This is a genomic window from Phaeobacter sp. 11ANDIMAR09, from assembly GCF_001294455.1.
GTDB lineage: Bacteria > Pseudomonadota > Alphaproteobacteria > Rhodobacterales > Rhodobacteraceae > Pseudophaeobacter.
Genome location: NZ_LIKT01000004.1, coordinates 217896 through 234253, shown reverse-complemented (window position 1 = coordinate 234253; position 16358 = coordinate 217896). Strand labels below are relative to the sequence as shown.

General features: G+C 60.2%; 15 protein-coding genes. 4 read left to right on the top strand and 11 right to left on the bottom strand.

Annotated elements, in window-relative coordinates; all coding sequences use genetic code 11:
- Nucleotides 1-10: 10 nt before the first annotated feature.
- The 7 genes from AN476_RS05395 to AN476_RS05365 all read right to left on the bottom strand — a co-directional run bounded on the left by AN476_RS05395 (nt 11) and on the right by AN476_RS05365 (nt 7133).
- Nucleotides 11-1240 carry a formate dehydrogenase subunit gamma gene (locus tag AN476_RS05395; protein WP_054459953.1) on the bottom strand — a complete coding sequence of 410 codons (1230 nt, stop codon included), beginning with the start codon at nt 1238-1240 and terminating at the stop codon, nt 11-13.
- A gap of 99 nt (nt 1241-1339) precedes the next feature.
- Nucleotides 1340-1933 (bottom strand): formate dehydrogenase FDH3 subunit beta, encoded by a 594-nt coding sequence (fdh3B, locus tag AN476_RS05390; RefSeq protein ID WP_054459952.1) that lies wholly within the window; start codon nt 1931-1933, stop codon nt 1340-1342.
- A gap of 12 nt (nt 1934-1945) precedes the next feature.
- Nucleotides 1946-4840, bottom strand: a complete 2895-nt coding sequence (locus AN476_RS05385; RefSeq protein ID WP_054459951.1) for a formate dehydrogenase subunit alpha — start codon at nt 4838-4840, stop codon at nt 1946-1948.
- Between the two features lie 130 nt (nt 4841-4970).
- The gene (locus AN476_RS05380) at nt 4971-5162 is read right to left on the bottom strand and encodes a hypothetical protein (RefSeq protein ID WP_054459950.1); all 192 of its coding nucleotides are present in this window, start codon (nt 5160-5162) and stop codon (nt 4971-4973) included.
- An 84-nt stretch (nt 5163-5246) separates the two neighbouring features.
- Nucleotides 5247-5876, bottom strand: a complete 630-nt coding sequence (locus tag AN476_RS05375; protein ID WP_054459985.1) for a molecular chaperone — start codon at nt 5874-5876, stop codon at nt 5247-5249.
- Between the two features lie 49 nt (nt 5877-5925).
- On the bottom strand, nt 5926-6597 hold the full coding sequence (locus AN476_RS05370) for a DUF3306 domain-containing protein (RefSeq protein ID WP_083464248.1): 672 nt from the start codon (nt 6595-6597) through the stop codon (nt 5926-5928).
- The gene (locus AN476_RS05365; protein WP_054459949.1) at nt 6594-7133 is read right to left on the bottom strand and encodes a DUF3305 domain-containing protein; all 540 of its coding nucleotides are present in this window, start codon (nt 7131-7133) and stop codon (nt 6594-6596) included. Before AN476_RS05365 ends, AN476_RS05370 begins: the two co-directional genes overlap by 4 nt.
- A 420-nt stretch (nt 7134-7553) precedes the next feature.
- On the opposite strand from AN476_RS05365, the gene AN476_RS05360 reads away from it, so the two are divergent.
- From AN476_RS05360 to AN476_RS05345, 4 genes are all read left to right on the top strand, one after another.
- Nucleotides 7554-9539 carry a 4Fe-4S binding protein gene (locus AN476_RS05360; protein WP_054459948.1) on the top strand — a complete coding sequence of 662 codons (1986 nt, stop codon included), beginning with the start codon at nt 7554-7556 and terminating at the stop codon, nt 9537-9539.
- A gap of 199 nt (nt 9540-9738) precedes the next feature.
- Nucleotides 9739-10806 (top strand): Mrp/NBP35 family ATP-binding protein, encoded by a 1068-nt coding sequence (locus AN476_RS05355; RefSeq protein WP_054459947.1) that lies wholly within the window; start codon nt 9739-9741, stop codon nt 10804-10806.
- Nucleotides 10803-11507, top strand: coding sequence for a biotin/lipoate--protein ligase family protein (locus tag AN476_RS05350; protein ID WP_054459946.1), 705 nt, complete (start codon nt 10803-10805; stop codon nt 11505-11507). Before AN476_RS05355 ends, AN476_RS05350 begins: the two co-directional genes overlap by 4 nt.
- Complete coding sequence (locus AN476_RS05345) at nt 11507-11986, top strand: DUF6505 family protein (protein ID WP_054459945.1); 480 nt, start codon at nt 11507-11509, stop codon at nt 11984-11986. The genes AN476_RS05350 and AN476_RS05345 overlap by 1 nt, the downstream gene beginning before the upstream one ends.
- 361 nt (nt 11987-12347) lie before the next feature.
- Here AN476_RS05345 and AN476_RS05340 read toward each other — a convergent pair whose 3' ends face one another.
- The 4 genes from AN476_RS05340 to phnD form a co-directional block, all read right to left on the bottom strand.
- Nucleotides 12348-12986 (bottom strand): chloramphenicol acetyltransferase, encoded by a 639-nt coding sequence (locus AN476_RS05340; RefSeq protein WP_054459944.1) that lies wholly within the window; start codon nt 12984-12986, stop codon nt 12348-12350.
- A gap of 79 nt (nt 12987-13065) precedes the next feature.
- The gene (phnE, locus tag AN476_RS05335) at nt 13066-14445 is read right to left on the bottom strand and encodes a phosphonate ABC transporter, permease protein PhnE (RefSeq protein WP_054459943.1); all 1380 of its coding nucleotides are present in this window, start codon (nt 14443-14445) and stop codon (nt 13066-13068) included.
- Nucleotides 14442-15311 (bottom strand): phosphonate ABC transporter, permease protein PhnE, encoded by an 870-nt coding sequence (gene phnE / locus AN476_RS05330; protein ID WP_054459942.1) that lies wholly within the window; start codon nt 15309-15311, stop codon nt 14442-14444. Before phnE (AN476_RS05330) ends, phnE (AN476_RS05335) begins: the two co-directional genes overlap by 4 nt.
- A gap of 115 nt (nt 15312-15426) precedes the next feature.
- Nucleotides 15427-16329 (bottom strand): phosphonate ABC transporter substrate-binding protein, encoded by a 903-nt coding sequence (gene phnD / locus AN476_RS05325; RefSeq protein WP_054459941.1) that lies wholly within the window; start codon nt 16327-16329, stop codon nt 15427-15429.
- Nucleotides 16330-16358: the final 29 nt, after the last annotated feature.

Genomic DNA, 16358 nt, shown 5'->3' with positions numbered 1-16358 from the left:
CCTCCCTCATCTACTCTGCCGGAGAGACAGCTCCCTTGTCCTTGCCGCTTTGTGCCTGCTGCCCCTGCATCTCTTCCAGCCAGATCGAATGGTGTTGCTTGGCCCAGGCCTCATCCACCTCACCTGACCCCATGGCATCATAGGCACCCTCCATGCCAACCGAGCCGATGTAGATATGGGCAATGATGATCGCCATCAGCACAAAGGCCAAAATGGCATGCCACGCCTGCGCCAGCTGCATTTCCTCCTGCGGCGCCAGCGCAACGGGCAGCTGGCCAAGGCCCAAGAGTTCAGACAGGCCTGTCGTGTTCAAAAAGCCAAAGGTCTTGGCAAAGAGCGGCAGCTCGTAGGGGAACAACAGGGACACCCCGGACAGCGAGATCGAGGTGCCAAACACCACCACCGACCAGAAGATCAGTTTTTGTCCGGCGTTGAATTTCTTGGCAGGCGGATGCGCCGAGCCAATGATGCCGCCAAATTGGCGCAGCCAGGTCAGATCGGTGCGGTTGGGAATGTTATGCACTGCCCACATCACAAAGATCATCACCAATCCAACGATGAACCCCCAGGCCACCACGTTGTGCAGCCATTTGCTTAGGTCCAGCAGAACCGCATTGGGCACCTTGCCCAGGTAAGGCGCAATAACCAGCCGCCCAAACAGAGACAGGATGCCGGTGATACCGAGGATGATAAAAGACCCCGCCAGCAGCCAATGACCAAAGCGTTCAACCCTTTTGAACCGGGTCACAGTGCGGCCCGTTTTTTCGCCGTCAATCTTGATCCTGCCGCGCAACACAAAGAAGACCACCAGCGCCCCGATGGTGCCGAGCAGCAGCCAACCGCCATAGTGGCGCAGAGGGCCTGCGCGAAATTCGAGCCAACGCATGCCGCCATCCTGCACCAGCACCTTGCCCACATCGCCACCGCTGGACACCGTGACCTGAGCAGTATCATAGCGCAGCTGCCGCCAAAGCTCAGGGTCCGAGACCCCACCCAGGGTGCCGAGCTGTTCGCTCATCCCGGCGGCGGCATCCGGGTTGCCGGTGTTGTCCTGGCGAAAACGCTCATCCAGTTTTTGCTGCTGTTGCCGCGCCAAGATATCATCCAGGGTCTGCGCCCCCCCTGTTGCGCTGCGATCCACCGTCGCCCCGACCTCAGCCTCCTGTGCCAATGCCAGACCTGGCAGCAGGGAAAAACACAGCATCAGCTGAAGGGAAAAGAGAAATGCCAGGCGCAGCATGGGCCAGACTCCTTTGCAGGTCATGGATAGAAAATAGCAGACCGTGGACGGCCCACTTCGCGCAGGCCGCCCCCGTATCATAGTGAGGTCAAAGGACGCTTAGCCGCCCTTTTGCTCATAGGCTGTGCCCCAGCCCCAAGCGCCGGAACCAAAGCCACGGGCCACAATACGTTCCCGGTAGATCTCCGAGACCGTATCGCCGTCACCAGCCAACAGCGCCTTGGTCGAGCACATCTCGGCGCAGATTGGCAGCTTGCCTTCGGCGATCCGGTTGCGGCCATATTTGGAGAACTCCGCATTGGAGTGGTTCTCCTCGGGGCCACCGGCACAGAAGGTGCATTTGTCCATCTTGCCACGGCTGCCAAAGGCGCCCGCCTGCGGATACTGCGGCGCACCAAAGGGGCACGCGTAAAAGCAATAGCCACAGCCAATGCACAGATCCTTGGAGTGCAGCACCACGCCATCGGCTGTCTGGTAGAAACAATCCACCGGGCAGACCGCCATGCAGGGCGCATCGGAACAATGCATACAGGCCACCGAGAGCGAGCGCTCACCGGGTTTGCCGTCGTTCAAAGTGACGACCCGGCGGCGATTGATGCCCCAGGGCACTTCGTGCTCGTTTTTACAGGCGGTGACGCAGGCATTGCATTCAATGCAGCGTTCGGCGTCGCAGAGGAACTTTGCTCTTGCCATGTCTCTCTCTCCTTATGCTGCAGTGATTTTGCAAAGAGTGCATTTGCTCTCTTGCATCTGGGTGACGCTGTCATAGCCATAGGTGAAGGCCACGTTGGCGCTTTCGCCCAGCACATAGGGGTCTGCACCTTCGGGATATTTGTCCCGCAGGTCCTTACCCTGGAAATGACCGCCAAAGTGGAAGGGCATAAAGGCAACCCCTGCGCCCACCCGCTCGGTGACCATGGCCATAACCTTGACCTTGCCGCCCTCGGGGCCTTCGACCCAGCACTGTTCGCCATCCCGCACGCCCAGGTTATTGGCGTCGCGGGTGTTGATTTCGACAAACATGTCCTGCTGCAATTCTGCCAGCCAGGGGTTCGAACGGGTCTCTTCACCGCCGCCCTCATATTCCACCAGTCGCCCGGAGGTGAGGATGATCGGATACTCCTTGGAGACATCGTTCTTCTGGATTGAGGCATAGAGGGTCGGCAAACGATAGGCCTGACGGTCCTCATAGGTTGGGTAATCCTCAACCAGATCGCGGCGGTTGGTGTAAAGCGGCTCGCGGTGAATGGGCACCGGATCCGGGAAGGTCCAGACAACGGCACGCGCCTTGGCATTACCAAAGGGCGCACATTCATGCTTGATCGCCACCCGTTGGATACCGCCGGACAGGTCGGTTTTCCAGTTGGTTTTTGGACCGGCCACGGCCTCGATTGAGGCGCGCTCTTCGTCGGTCAGATCACCGTCCCAGCCGAGATCCATCAGCATCTGCATGGTGAACTCGGGGTATCCGTCCTGGATTTCCGAATTCTTGCTATAGACGCCTTCGGCCAGCAGGTTGTCGCCATCCCGCTCAACGCCAAAACGGGCGCGGAAGGTGAGACCACCCTCAGAAACCGGCTTCGACATATCATAGAGGTTTGGCGTGCCGGGATGGTTCATCTCGGCCGTGCCCCAGCAGGGCCATGGCAGACCGTAGTAATCGCCATCAGCCGGGCCGCCCACTGCGCGTAGCGTGGTGCGGTCAAAGGTGTGCTGGTTGGCCATATGCAGTTTCAGCCGCTCCGGGCTTTGACCGGTATAGCCAATGGTCCAGAGCCCCTTGTTGAACTCCCGTGTGATGCTTTCAACAACCGGTGTTTCGGCGTCTTCCATCTCGATATTCCGGAACAGGCGATCGCCCCAGCCAAACTTATTGGCGAATTTGGCCATGATGACCTCATCCGGCAGGCTCTCAAACAGCGGCTCGACAATGCGATCGCGCCACTGAAAAGACCGGTTTGACGCAGTGACAGAGCCACGGGTTTCAAACTGGGTACAGGCCGGAAGCAGGTAGACGCCATCGGTGCGATCCTGAAGCACGGCAGAAACTGTTGGATAGGGGTCAATGACGACCAACATATCCAGCTTTTCCATTGCCGTTTTCATTTCCGTCATCCGGGTCTGCGAATTGGGCGCATGCCCCCACAGAACCATGGCGCGCACATTGTTGGGCTGATCGATATTGTCTTTGTCTTCAAGAATGCCATCAATCCAGCGGCTGACTGGAATACCCTTCAGGTTCTGCAGGCTCTTTTCCTTGCCGTCAGCCCCTGTCAGCATATCAAACTGAGCTGAAAGCCACTCGGGGTCTTCCTCCCAGACGCGCGCCCAATGAGCCCAGGCGCCTTTTGACAGGCCATAGTAGCCCGGCAACGTATGCGACAACACGCCCAGATCTGTGGCGCCCTGAACATTGTCGTGGCCCCGGAAAATATTGGTACCGCCGCCAGAGGCGCCCATGTTGCCCAGCGCCAGCTGCAGAATGCAATAGGCGCGGGTGTTGTTGTTGCCAGTGGTGTGCTGGGTGCCGCCCATGCACCAAATCACGGTGCCAGGACGGTTGTTGGCCAGGGTACGCGCAACGCGCTCCAGCTGCTCACCCGGTGCACCGGTGACACGCTCAACCTCTTCTGGGGTCCAGGCTTTCACCTCGTCGCGGATCTGCTCCATCCCCCAGACGCGGGTGCGGATGAACTCTTTGTCTTCCCAACCGTTCTCGAAAATATGCCACAGGATGCCCCAAACCAGCGCCACATCAGTGCCGGGACGGAAGCGGACATATTCGTCGGCATGGGCTGCGGTACGGGTAAAGCGCGGATCACAGACGATCACCGGCGCATTGTTCTGCTCCTTGGCCTTCAAAAGGTGCAACAGCGAGACAGGATGTGCCTCGGCTGGGTTGCCGCCGATGATAAAGATCGATTTGGAATTGTGGATGTCGTTGTAGCTGTTTGTCATGGCGCCGTAGCCCCATGTATTGGCAACGCCCGCAACAGTGGTAGAGTGACAGATCCGCGCCTGGTGGTCGACGTTATTGGTCCCCCAATAGGCGGCGAATTTGCGGAACAGATAGGCCTGTTCGTTGTTATGCTTGGCCGAGCCCAGCCAATAGACGCTGTCGGGGCCGCTTTCTTCGCGGATATCCATCATCTGGCCGCCGACCTCGTCGATGGCCTGCTCCCAGGAGATGCGCTTCCATTCCCCGCCTTCCTTTTTCATCGGATATTTCAGGCGGCGCTCGCCATGCGCGTGTTCGCGCACCGATGCCCCCTTGGCGCAATGGGCACCAAGGTTGAAGGGGCTGTCCCATCCGGGCTCCTGTCCGGTCCAGACACCATCCTGAACCTCGGCCACCACGGTACAGCCAACAGAGCAATGGGTGCAGACTGATTTGATGGTTTCAACCGCCCCGTTGGCGGCTGTTGCTGCCGTCGCCTGTGTGACGGTGCCTCCCGTGGCGCTGATGGCGGCCAGGCCGCCAATGGCCAGGCCAGAGCCACGCAGGAATGCACGGCGGTCAACGGATGTTTCCGCGACATTATTGAGGATCGAGCTCCGCTGGGGGCGTCTCGCAACCCCGTTGGTCTTTTTCCTAAGCATATAAACCTCCCTTGCTAGCCCTTTCACAAAGGAAAGGACGCGCTTGGTTTAAGGAAACCACTTGGCGGTCGGGCGTCTCGCTACCAGTTGCCGGTGGTCAATGAATAGTCTTGGGTGCACCCGGTGCCGTTCAGAACCGGGTGCTGTCGTAATAGGCGCGGGTATGTGCCGTATCCTGCATCTTGTCGGATGCCAGATCGGGCACTGAAGCCGCGACGGCTGATCCGCTGCTGGCAACCGCCACTGCAGCCAGCGGCGCGCCTGTCGCCGCCAATTTCAGAAAGTCGCGGCGGCTGCTGGCCCCCTCATCTTTCTTGCTCATGTGAACTCCTCCTCCTGACGCAGGGGTCAGGTTCCTGTTTCACGGGGTTACGGCACCAGGACTGTCCCGGTGCCCTTTTGCGGATTACTCCGCGCTCAACCGAAAACCCTCGGCTTCGATCTCCATGAACTGGCGCCCGACAGCGCCAAGCGCGGCATAGAGAACCGAAGATTTGGCACCTTCGAGATCCGAAAAGAAATGTCCGGCCCAGGGGCCGATATGTCTGGTAAAGAACTGTTTCTGCTGCGCCAGATCGGAGGCTGCGCCAAAACGCCCGGCAATCATTGCGCCCATCATTTCCATCAGAGAGGCAATGTTGTCCTCGGGCTCATAGGCATTGGGCGCGCGCGTCAGCCCGCCAACCGCCATATCCCGACGCAGCTGCGCCAGTGGCTTTTCATTCAGAAAGCCGGTCAGATAGTAGCTGGCGTAGGGCAGCAGTTCGCCCCGCCCCAGGCCAATGAACAGCTTGTTGAACTCGCGCTCCGCCGAGGCGGGTTTGCTGTGGCGCGCCAGTTTCGCCAGGGCATTGATCGCCGTGCCCAATGGGCTGTCACCCCCCGCCAAACCCGAGGTTTGCCCCAGCAGCATTTCATCCGGCGGCCCGGCCAGCATCACGCCCAGGTAGTTGTAAAGATCCGCCCGCATCTGGTCCTCTGCTCCAATAGGCGCAGGCGGCGGGGCGGCCGCTGAGATGGCTTCAGCTTCTGTCATCATTTTGGGCTCCTTGCAGCTCGTCTGGGGCGGGTTGTCTGGATCAGGCTCATGTCCTGCCCTCATCAAAGAAAAACCGCATGCGCCCAGGCGCTGTTGCGATATGCGTTTCGGTGGGTTGGGCGACATCCTCGCGCAGGGCGGCCGGGGGCTGAGCAGGCGTCACACCCTGGGCGGCCACCGTCTTTGGGGTTCCGTTTGCGTCCAGGTCGGGCGCGGCCTCTGCCCGGAGCGCGTGAAGAACCGGAGGCGCCTCAGCCTCTGGTTCGGCTACAGGCTGTTCTTCGGATGTAGACCCGGCGGCAACGGGCTCTGCCTCGGCCTCCTGCGCCAGGGCTTCCACATGTTTGGTCATGCCTTTGCCGACCTGATAAGCGGTCTGCAGCCCCTCGATCACGCAGGCGGCATCGGTGAAATCCTCGCCGTAATCCACCAGCCCATCAACGCAGGCGAGTACCGGGTTGGCGCGCCACAAATGCCGCAGCGCGCGGGTCTTGATCCGGGCAGGAACCTGATCGGTCAGGAAGACCTTGAAGTCATCGCCTTCACTCAGGCTCTCCGGCGCGGGCAGCTCTAAAGCGGCCAGGATGTCCTCGTCACTTTGCTCAGCCAGTTCCGCATCACGCGCCGCGGATTGAGCCGCAACTGCGGCTTGTTTTTCTGCCTCGGCCTCTGCCGCAACCGCCGCCTGTCGGCGTGACCAGAAATCACCCCGGCTCATTGCACCCGCCCCCGTTTGGACAGAGCAGGCGAGCGGTAGACATCGGTGAGCTGGCTGATGCGCGGATCGCCGATGCCATCCTCACTGGCGCCGATGTCCTTTTTGTCACGGCGACGTTTTTTAAACTCTTCCTCGTGGAAATGCGCCAGCGTGAACTCGCGCAGCCAGGCCACCAGCCCCGCTGGCATGGCCACCCGCTCCACCAGTTCTTCACCACTGTCTGCATAGTCCTGCGCCTCAAAGGGGGAGGCGGTGACCAGAGTGACCTCCAGCGGGAAGTCTCCGTCGCTGATCTCGCGCATGATCACGTAGAGACTTGGCGGGGTGGTGGTCAGCGCCTGCATATAGGCCTCGGCCTCGGCGCGATGCAGCTCCAGAGGCAGGGTTGCAGCGTGATACTCTGTGACCTCCCCCTCGCGGCGCAACAGCTGCCACGCGGCCGGGGCAGCTGCAGGGAGCACCCCCGAGACGGTCCAGTTCCATTTGGTCCAGCGCGTCACGCCCGGTGCGCGGCGCAAAACCACGCCGACCGGCATCACATCCGTTTTCTCTGTGCGTTGCCTCACCCTGTCACGACACCCTTTGTCAATTTCCCTGTCACAGCTGTGGCCGATCGCTAAACGTCAGACCATCGATTGTGCCTGTAAGACTGCGTCGACTGGGTGACGCCGCGAAACCCGGAAATCGAAGGGAGCAAAGAAAACCGCCCCAACGGGACAAATTGGGGCGCTGCAAAATCGCCGCCGGGGTAGAGCGGTCGAAATGTCTATTTATACAAAAACGCTCAGGAAATTGGCGTGCCACCAAATGGCGAATCACATGGTCCGAATCCGCGCGCTTGTGGCCCCTGTTGGCGCTGGAAACCGGTTTACCTTGGCCAAGAATCAAAGCTAGTCTGACCCCCCAGCCAGCGGTCAATCCACGTGGATTTTACCGAAAATGTCGCGAGGAATAAGATGGCCAAGCAATTGATTTTATGTGATTGTTCAGGGACGCAGAGCCTGAACTCCGAGGCCCTTTCCAAAGCATGCGGCCTGGCCTGCAGCCCGGTACATTCCGCCCTCTGCACCACCCAGGCCGATAGGGCCGCCACTGCAATTTCAGGTGGCGAATCGGTGATTTGCTGCGCCCAGGAAAAAAGATTTTTTGCCGATCTGGCGGCGGAACTGGATCAGCCTGCCCCCCCGGTGCTCGACCTGCGGGACCGGGCCGGTTGGACTGCGGATAGCGGGGATCTGATACCCAAAATGTCCGCGCTTGTGGCGGAGGCCAGCCTGGAAATTCCGCCGGAAAAATTCCTGGATGTGACCTGCGAGGGGCTTTGCCTGATCCTGGGCGCACCGGACATCGCCCTGGCAGCAGCGGAACGTCTGCAGGATTGCCTTGGGGTCACAGTCTTGGTTGAGACGGGCGCCGCGGCTGGCTCTGATGATACCCTGGCAGATCCTGCGGAGCTCCCGCTGGGGCGCGAATTTGACCTGATCCGGGGGTGCTTACGCCGAGCCGAGGGAGCCCTCGGGCAATTCCGGGTCCGCTTTGATGGGTTTCAGCAACTTGATATCACAGGACGCCAGTGGCGCTGGACAGCCCCCCGTGATGGTGCCCAATCCGACTGCGATCTTATCCTGGATCTGCGTGGCGGCCCCGCTTTGTTTCCAGCTCCGGAGAAGCGCGAAGGCTACCTGCGCGCTGACCCAAAGAACCCCCAGGCGGTTGCCGATGCCCTATTGGCGGCCTCGCAGATGGTGGGCACCTTTGAAAAGCCGCTCTACCTGCGCCACGAGCCGCTGCTCTGCGCCCATTCGCGGGCCTCTCAATCCGGCTGTAGCAAATGCCTGGACCATTGCCCCACCTCGGCCATCGCTTCGGCCGGAGATCACGTCAGCATTGACCCGATGATCTGTGCTGGCTGTGGGGCCTGCGCGGCGCTCTGCCCCTCTGGCGCGATCACCTATGACGCCCCGGCCACGGATGCGCAGTTCCGACGTATTCAGACCCTCGCCCAGGCCTATCTAAAGGCTGGCGGGTCCAGCCCGCGCCTGCTGGTGGTCACCCCCCATGGCAGCGAGATGATCAGCCTGGCGGCACGCTTTGGTCGCGGGCTGCCCGCGGATGTGGTGCCGATTGAGGTCTCTGCGCTCAATGCCTTTGGCCATGCTGAAATTCTTGCGGCTCTGGCAGCGGGCTTTGCCGATGTTTCCATATTGCTTAGCCCGGGCATTGATCGCGCGGTCCAGACCTCCGAGCTGGCACTGGCCTTGGCAATCGGTGGCGCGGGCAAGGCCCGCCTGTTGGACCTTGCCGATCCGGATGCCCTAAGTGCGGCGCTCTATGAGACCGAGGCGCCGAAACCGCTGGCGACACCCATCCGCCCCATGGGTTCGCGCCGTCAGATCACGCGACAGGCCGCCATGGCACTGCAGCCCGAGGCCCAGCAGCTGCCCCTACCCGATCAGGCGCCCTATGGAGCCGTGCTGGTGGATCAGGACAGCTGCACGCTGTGCCTCTCTTGCGTGTCTCTCTGTCCCTCGGGCGCTCTGGGCGACAATCCCGATCTGCCACAGCTGCGGTTCCAGGAAGAGGCCTGCCTGCAATGCGGCCTCTGCGCCAATACCTGCCCCGAAGATGCAATTTCCTTTGAGCCCCGGCTGAACTTGGAGCCAGCGGCCCTGTCTCAGGTGGTTTTGCACGAGGAGGATCCTTTTGCCTGCGTTGAATGCGGTGCCCTGTTTGGGGTCAAATCCACGATTGAGAAGATCACCGAAAAACTGGCCGGCAAACATGCGATGTTCGCCCGCCCCGAAATGGCCCGTATGATCCAGATGTGCGATGATTGCCGGGTGCAGGCTCAGTTTCACCAAAAAGACAGCCCCCTCGCCGGAGCCGAACGCCCGCAGGTGCGCACCACAGAGGACTATCTCAGCAAACGTCGGGACCATTGAACGTGCAGGCAAGCAACCAGATAGGGCCCCTGCGCTCGTCTAAAATTGCCCGCTGACGCAGTTGGCGGATGCACCAAAGCGACAAGTCAGATAGATAAATGAAAAGAAAGGGAGCAGCGGTAAGCACTGCCCGGCCCTCTTTCTCAAAGCCAGACAGCCAAGGCCCCTGCAGGGCCACCATCAAAGGAGCAAGTCCCGCGTGTCCATTACCCGAGAATTCGTCCTCGCGGTGCTGAAAAGCATTTCCGATCCTGTCAGCGGCCAGGACATCGTCGCCGCTGGCCTCACACGGGGCCTCACCGTTGAAGGTGGCAGCGTTTTGTTTGTCCTGGAAATTGATCCGGCCAAGGCAGATCTCTATGGTCCGATCCGAGATCAGGCCGAAGCCGCCGTCAAAGATCTGGATGGGGTTGAGAAGGTCTCGGTGATGCTGACCGGCCACAGCGCCAAGGCACCGCCACCGGATTTAAAGCCTTCCAAACCTGCCGCCCCCAAAGGGCCACAAAAAATACCCGGCGTGGATCGCATCCTAGCAGTGGCATCGGGCAAGGGTGGTGTTGGAAAATCAACCGTATCGGCCAACCTCGCCTGCGCGCTAGCTGCCCAGGGTCGGCGCGTTGGCCTGCTGGACGCCGATGTCTATGGACCTTCGCAACCCCGGATGCTGGGCGTTTCCGGCCGCCCCGCCAGCCCGGATGGTAAAACCATCCTGCCGCTGCGCAACCACGGCGTCACCATGATGTCGATTGGGCTGATGACCAATGATGATCAGGCGGTGGTCTGGCGCGGCCCGATGCTGATGGGCGCATTGCAGCAGATGCTGATGCAGGTGCAATGGGGCGCGTTGGACGTACTGATCGTGGATCTGCCGCCGGGCACCGGCGATGTGCAGATGACTCTGGCGCAAAAGGCCCATGTGGATGGTGCGGTGATTGTCTCGACTCCGCAGGATGTTGCGCTGATTGATGCCCGCAAAGGCATTGATATGTTTAACAAGCTCCATGTGCCGATCCTGGGCATGATCGAAAACATGTCGACACATATTTGCTCCAACTGCGGCCATGAGGAACATGTCTTTGGCCATGGCGGTGTAGCGGCCGAGGCAGCCAAGCTCAACGTGCCATTACTGGCCGAGATCCCGCTGCATCTGGATGTGCGGCTGGCAGCAGACAGCGGCGCGCCCATTGTGGCTGCCAAACCTGATAGCGCTCAGGCACAGGCCTTCTTTGACGTGGCCAAGACCCTGGTTGACCGAGGCGCCGCATGAGTGAGATCGCCTTCCCGCCTTTGATGTCTGGCCTTGCCGTGACCGGGCAGGAAGACCCATTCGAGACCGCCTGCCAGCGGGCGGTCTTGGGCTGCGATGCAGGATTGTTGACCTATAATCTGAGCGCCGATCTGATGCGTGCCGCCCTGGTTTTTGCGCCAGAGGTGCCCTTGCTCAAAGCCATGGCCATGTTACCCACCTGCGGGATCGGCCTGCAAAACGCCCTTGGCGCCCTCGCCCCTCCAGAGGTCGCGGTGCATCTGGAATGGGGCGGCGGTCTGCGCATCAACGGGGGGCGCTGTGGCCGGCTGCGTGTCGCTGCCAGCACCAGCGACCCAGTGGCCACGCCAGACTGGTTGGTGGTGGGGCTGGAACTGCCGCTTTGGCCCGCAAGCGAGGACACTGGCGAAACACCGGATCAGACCGCGCTTTACGCCGAGGGCTGTGCGGATGTTAAAGCTCCTGCCCTGCTTGAAAGCTGGGCCCGCCATGCGCTGCACTGGATCGCACGGTGGGAAGAAGACGGTGTGGAACCCCTGCATGCCGAATGGCGTGGTCTGGCACATGGGCTCGGTGAAGCCGGGCAGTGGAACGGCGCCTCTGGCACCTTCCTCGGCGTTGACGAAGATTTTGGTATGTTGCTGCGCGAGACAGACACCACCCGGCTTATTCCTTTGACCACACAACTGGAGACCCCATGATGTATCTCGCCCGCGCCATCCATTTCGACGAGAGCGATCAGAATGTCTTTGCCAATCCGGCCCGCACTGGGGAATGGTGCATTTCCGGCGGCTTTGAATTCTCAAACTGGGTCGAAGAGGACCTCACCGGCAAACAACGTCAGGCTTTTGCCAATGGCTGGTTGGGGTTAGAGACATCAGGCCGGGTAACCTTTGTTGCCGTCACGCAGATTGAGCAGGGAGAGTTGGACCAACTGGGGGAGCTATTGGCGCAGCATTTTGTCGATTATTACGGGGCTCCAGATCTCGCCAGTGCCCGACCCGTGGCCCTAGGAGAGTTGCAACAAATGCAGGATCTCTGCGCTGAGAACCCAACGAACACCCTGCTCACCGTATCACGTGAGCTGAGCGACGCCGGGGTAAAGGAAAGCTACCGCAGCATTGAGCCGCAATCTGCCGGGCTCGAACAGTTTGCTCTCCACGCCACCCCGGAAGACTGACCTTTACCGGCAAGGGGGCTCTCCCGCCCGTCGATAGATCCCTCCAGGATCTTCTCCCGTTGGGCCCGGCGCCGCTCACGCGGCGCGGGGCTTTTTTCAGAAGAGACAGGTCAAGGGCCGCAACGCGGCCCTGCCGGTAGGCAGGGTTTACCCTTGAGGTGTCTCTGACCAAATAAAATGGATAGGGTCCTTGTGGGGCAAACCTGCCCCTCAAGGACCTCTCAGCAGACCCTTTTGCGCCGCGCAGCGGCGCCGGGCCCAAGGCCGCCAAGGTGCAGCTGGCAAAGCCAGATGCACCTGCGGGGGCGGGAGCCCCCCCTTGGGGTCTATCACCGGGCCGTTGCTGCGCGAAACAGTGGTGCTACAAAGTACCTCGGCGCGGTCCTGAGGCATATTTCTCCAGAAAAGCTTCGGCGGTGAGCTTGCGGAAGTCTGGCAGGCAGCTGCGCAGCCGGGCGTGGTCCCAGTCCCACCAGGCCAGCTCCATCATTTGCTCAGCCACCAGGGCGGTATAGCGACGCCGGATCAGCTGCGCCGTGTTGCCACCAACAATTGTATAGGGCGCCACATCCTTGGTCACCACCGAGCCCGAAGCAACAACGGACCCATGGCCTATGGTCACTTCGGGCTTGATCAGGGCGCCATGGCCAATCCAGGTATCATGCCCAATATGGGCCCGCCGGCTGGCGCGGTGCGCGAACCAATCCGCATCATCCGGAACATCATCCCAATAGAGCGCTGAACGATAGTGGAAGTGATGCAGAGAGGCCTTTTCCATCGGGTGATCCGTCGCCCCGATGCGCGTGGCACTGGCAATGTTGGAGAACTTGCCAATTTGCGCATTGGCAATGTCGCAGTTGCGGTCACAATAAGAGTAGTCGCCAAAATGGCTGTTCGCCACGCGACTGCCTGCACCAATTTCAACATAGGCACCAAAGCTGCTGTCGCTAACCTGGCAATCGGGATGAAAAAACGGGGTCTCTGGGGAGAGTTTCGCCAAGGGGAGAGTTCCAATATCTGCCCTAGCCACTCAGTTGGAGCCGCTAGGGGGTTGCTGTATCAACTTAGGGTCTCGGGCGTCAGGGCAATAGAAAGGCCTTGCCATCGGCGCGGGCCTTGCGCTTGGATTTGCCGGTTTCACCTTTGATCAGGCGACGTCGCAGCCAGCCAGAGAGCCAATCCATCATCATCACCATCAGGATGATCAGCACGATGTAATAGGCCACTTCTTCCCAGTCCTTTTGTGTGATGATCGCCTGGGTCAACAGCAAGCCAATACCGCCGCCAGTGATTGCGCCAATGATGGTGGCCGAACGGGTGTTGGATTCCAGGAAATAGAGCAGCTGGCTCAGCAACACCGGTGTGATCTGCGGGATCACCCCAAAACGATAGCGCTGCGCCGGTTTGGCCCCCGTCGAAGACACCCCTTCGATCTGCTTCTCATCCACATTTTCCAAAGCTTCCGAGAAGATTTTGCCGAAGGTCCCGGTATCGGTCACCAGAATGGCCAGGGCTCCTGTCAAAGGACCAGGGCCAAAGGCCCGCGCCAGCACCACGGTCCAGATCAGCGAGTCCACACCACGCAGGAAGTCAAAGAAACGGCGGACCACAAACCGCAGGGGCCCAAAGGGAGAGAAGTTTCGCGCAGCGATAAAGGCCAGTGGCAGGGCAAAGATACCCGCACCAATGGTGCCGAGGAAGGCCATCAAAAGGGTTTCCGCAATCGCCCAGGCCACATCCTGATGCCGCCACATTTTGTTGTTCCAGAAGTCATGGAAAATTGCCCCCGCCTCGCCAGTTGCAGCGCGGGTCATCACTTCGCCGAGCCCCATCCCGTGATAGGGGCTGTCCAGGGTAAAGAAGAACAGCTCCCAACCGGTAAAGTAGCGGAAGACCTCGGCGCGGTTGCGGGTCACCGTCAGACGACCGGCATCGGTGGTAATGGCCAGACGGTTCTTGGAGACGCTGATCCACTCTGGCACATCGCCTGCGGGCAGCTCTGCCTGAACGCCTTTGGCGCGCGTTGGGGTGGCCCGGACCAACCCATAACCCGGAATGTCATATTCGATGCTGTCCGAGCCAAAGCGCACCAGATGACCATTCTCGAGATCGATCACGGTCTCGCCTTCGGCACCGGCAGCCAGCGTCACCCAGTCAGGGCTTTGTCCCTCAGGATAGGCGCCCTTGCGTTCGCCCTCAATGGCAACCGAAACCGAGGCATCGCGATTGTCGCGGGTCACATGGGTCTTGTAGCTATAGGTGTCGCTCACCAGGGTCTGGGCGTTTTGCCAGCTGACCCGCTGCCACAACCCGGGCATGTCAAAGGCAAAGAAGACATAGGTCATATAGGCCAGGATCAGAGCCGGCAGGGCAAAGCCCATCAGCTTCTTTTTCAAAAACAGGCGTTCCATATCCTGCTTGAGGCTGGCGGGGGTCAATTCGGCCTCGAGAATGGTCATGCTTTGGCTCCATTGATCAAACGGTCACGCATTCCGCTCGAGATCTGATCGACCACGACGATGGTGATAAATAGCAAAAGGAAGATGGCGGCGGCTTCATCATAACGCCCCTGCCCCCAGGACATGGCGTTTTTCAGCTCGTAGCCAATGCCGCCTGCGCCCACAAAGCCAAGGATGGCGGAGGCACGAATGTTGATTTCAAACCGCAACAGGGCGTAGCTCACATAGTTGGGGCCGACCTGAGGGATCACCCCCAGCCACATGCGCTGTCCCCAGCTACCGCCAACGGATTCGAGCCCCTCAACGGGTTTCAGCGAGGCATTTTCATTCACTTCAGAAAACAGTTTGCCCAGCGCGCCTGCCGTGTGGATGGCAATGGCGATCATCGCTGGAACCGGCCCGCCGCCCAGCAGAAAGATCAGCACCAGGGCGATAACGATTTCAGGGATCGCCCGGCTGATGTCCATGATCCGGCGAAACAACGGGATGAGACGCGGCCAGGGGGCCATGCCCCGGGTTGAAAGCAGCGACAACAGAGTGCCAAAAACCACCCCGACCAGTGTCGAGGCCGCAGCGATGTTCAGTGTTTCAATCAAAGCCGGGAAGAAATTGACCAGATGTCCAGGCAGCTCGGCTGCTTTCTCGCTGGCCTCGGCCAGAACCTCGCTTGGGTAGTCAAAGACATGGGTAATGCCATCATAAAAAGAGCCGGCATTGCGGCCGTCGGCGGTCCGAAAGCCCGCCATCATCAAGGCGACAAACACCACCAAAATTATGCCGCCATAAAGACGCTTGCGTCGGGTCATCTCGCTGTATTGCGCGCGAATATCCGCCGTCGTGAGGGGCGCTGCGGTCAGATCTGCCATCTTTGCCGTCCTGAATTGGGTATCTGTGATCGCGCGCCTCAGGGCGCGTTGATCTTTGGAAAACGGGGCCCGGACACTGCTGCCCGGACCCCGAAGAAAGAGCCGTATAGAGGTCTTAGTTAGACTTCAGCTTGCGGGCTTCGATGATCGCCTCATAGGCATCGTGACCGATTGGCATAACGCCTTTGGCCTCACCGGAGAGCACACCATAGGCGCATTCTGGGTCCATCGCAGGCAGCGAAGCCATCAGAGCGGTGAACTTGACCTTGACGTCTTCTGGCAGGTCTTTGCGCAGAACGATGGGACCTTCTGGGATCGGGTTGGACTGCCAGATCTGAACCAGGTCGTTCATGTCAACCAGGCCGGCATCCACAGCGCGACGCAGGGCGCCGGAGTTATAGCCGTCTTCCCAGTTGCCCAGACCGTCGGCCCAGGTCACACCGCCGTCGAAGTCACCGTTGTTGACGCCAACGATGGTCTGCTCGTGACCGCCGGAGAATTTGACTTCGCCAAAGTAGTCACCCGAGGTCATGGTGGCGCCGGTGATTTCGGGGATCTCGATCGAAGGGATCAGGAAGCCGGAAGTCGAGTTAGGATCGCCAAAGCCAAAGACTTTGCCCTGCATCTCTTCGAGCGAGGTGATGCCGCTGTCGGCACGGGCAAACCCAACCGAATAGTAGCCGTAGCCGCCGTCAACGTTTACTTTAACCAGGATAGGCTCAACCGCTTCGGGGTCGGACAGGTAGGTTTTTGCGTAACCGGAGGCACCCAACCATGCCATGTCCAGCGTGCCGCCCAGCAGACCCTGGATAACGCCGTTGTAGTCGGCAGGGGCAAACAGCTTGGTTTCAACACCCAGCAGCTCTTCGGTTTTGGCGCGCAGGCATTCGTTGTTGTTCAGACGGTCCTGAGCGTTTTCACCGCCCAAGAGGCCGATGCGGAACTGGGTGATTTCTTCGGCCATGACGGGTGTTGTCAGAGCGGTCGAGGCCAGAGCGGCCAGCAGCAGTTTTTTCATCTTATTTCTCCGGTTAAGTTTTCCCGCCC

Coding starts and splice junctions, on each gene's coding strand:
- AN476_RS05345 (WP_054459945.1), top strand. CDS start 11,507: ATGTATCTCGCCCGCGCCATCCATTTCGACGAGAGCGATCAGAATGTC.
- phnD (WP_054459941.1), bottom strand. CDS start 16,329: ATGAAAAAACTGCTGCTGGCCGCTCTGGCCTCGACCGCTCTGACAACA.
- AN476_RS05350 (WP_054459946.1), top strand. CDS start 10,803: ATGAGTGAGATCGCCTTCCCGCCTTTGATGTCTGGCCTTGCCGTGACC.
- AN476_RS05360 (WP_054459948.1), top strand. CDS start 7,554: ATGGCCAAGCAATTGATTTTATGTGATTGTTCAGGGACGCAGAGCCTG.
- phnE (WP_054459942.1), bottom strand. CDS start 15,311: ATGGCAGATCTGACCGCAGCGCCCCTCACGACGGCGGATATTCGCGCG.
- phnE (WP_054459943.1), bottom strand. CDS start 14,445: ATGACCATTCTCGAGGCCGAATTGACCCCCGCCAGCCTCAAGCAGGAT.
- AN476_RS05370 (WP_083464248.1), bottom strand. CDS start 6,597: ATGAGCCGGGGTGATTTCTGGTCACGCCGACAGGCGGCGGTTGCGGCA.
- AN476_RS05365 (WP_054459949.1), bottom strand. CDS start 7,133: ATGCCGGTCGGCGTGGTTTTGCGCCGCGCACCGGGCGTGACGCGCTGG.
- fdh3B (WP_054459952.1), bottom strand. CDS start 1,933: ATGGCAAGAGCAAAGTTCCTCTGCGACGCCGAACGCTGCATTGAATGC.
- AN476_RS05380 (WP_054459950.1), bottom strand. CDS start 5,162: ATGAGCAAGAAAGATGAGGGGGCCAGCAGCCGCCGCGACTTTCTGAAA.
- AN476_RS05395 (WP_054459953.1), bottom strand. CDS start 1,240: ATGCTGCGCCTGGCATTTCTCTTTTCCCTTCAGCTGATGCTGTGTTTT.
- AN476_RS05375 (WP_054459985.1), bottom strand. CDS start 5,876: ATGACAGAAGCTGAAGCCATCTCAGCGGCCGCCCCGCCGCCTGCGCCT.
- AN476_RS05385 (WP_054459951.1), bottom strand. CDS start 4,840: ATGCTTAGGAAAAAGACCAACGGGGTTGCGAGACGCCCCCAGCGGAGC.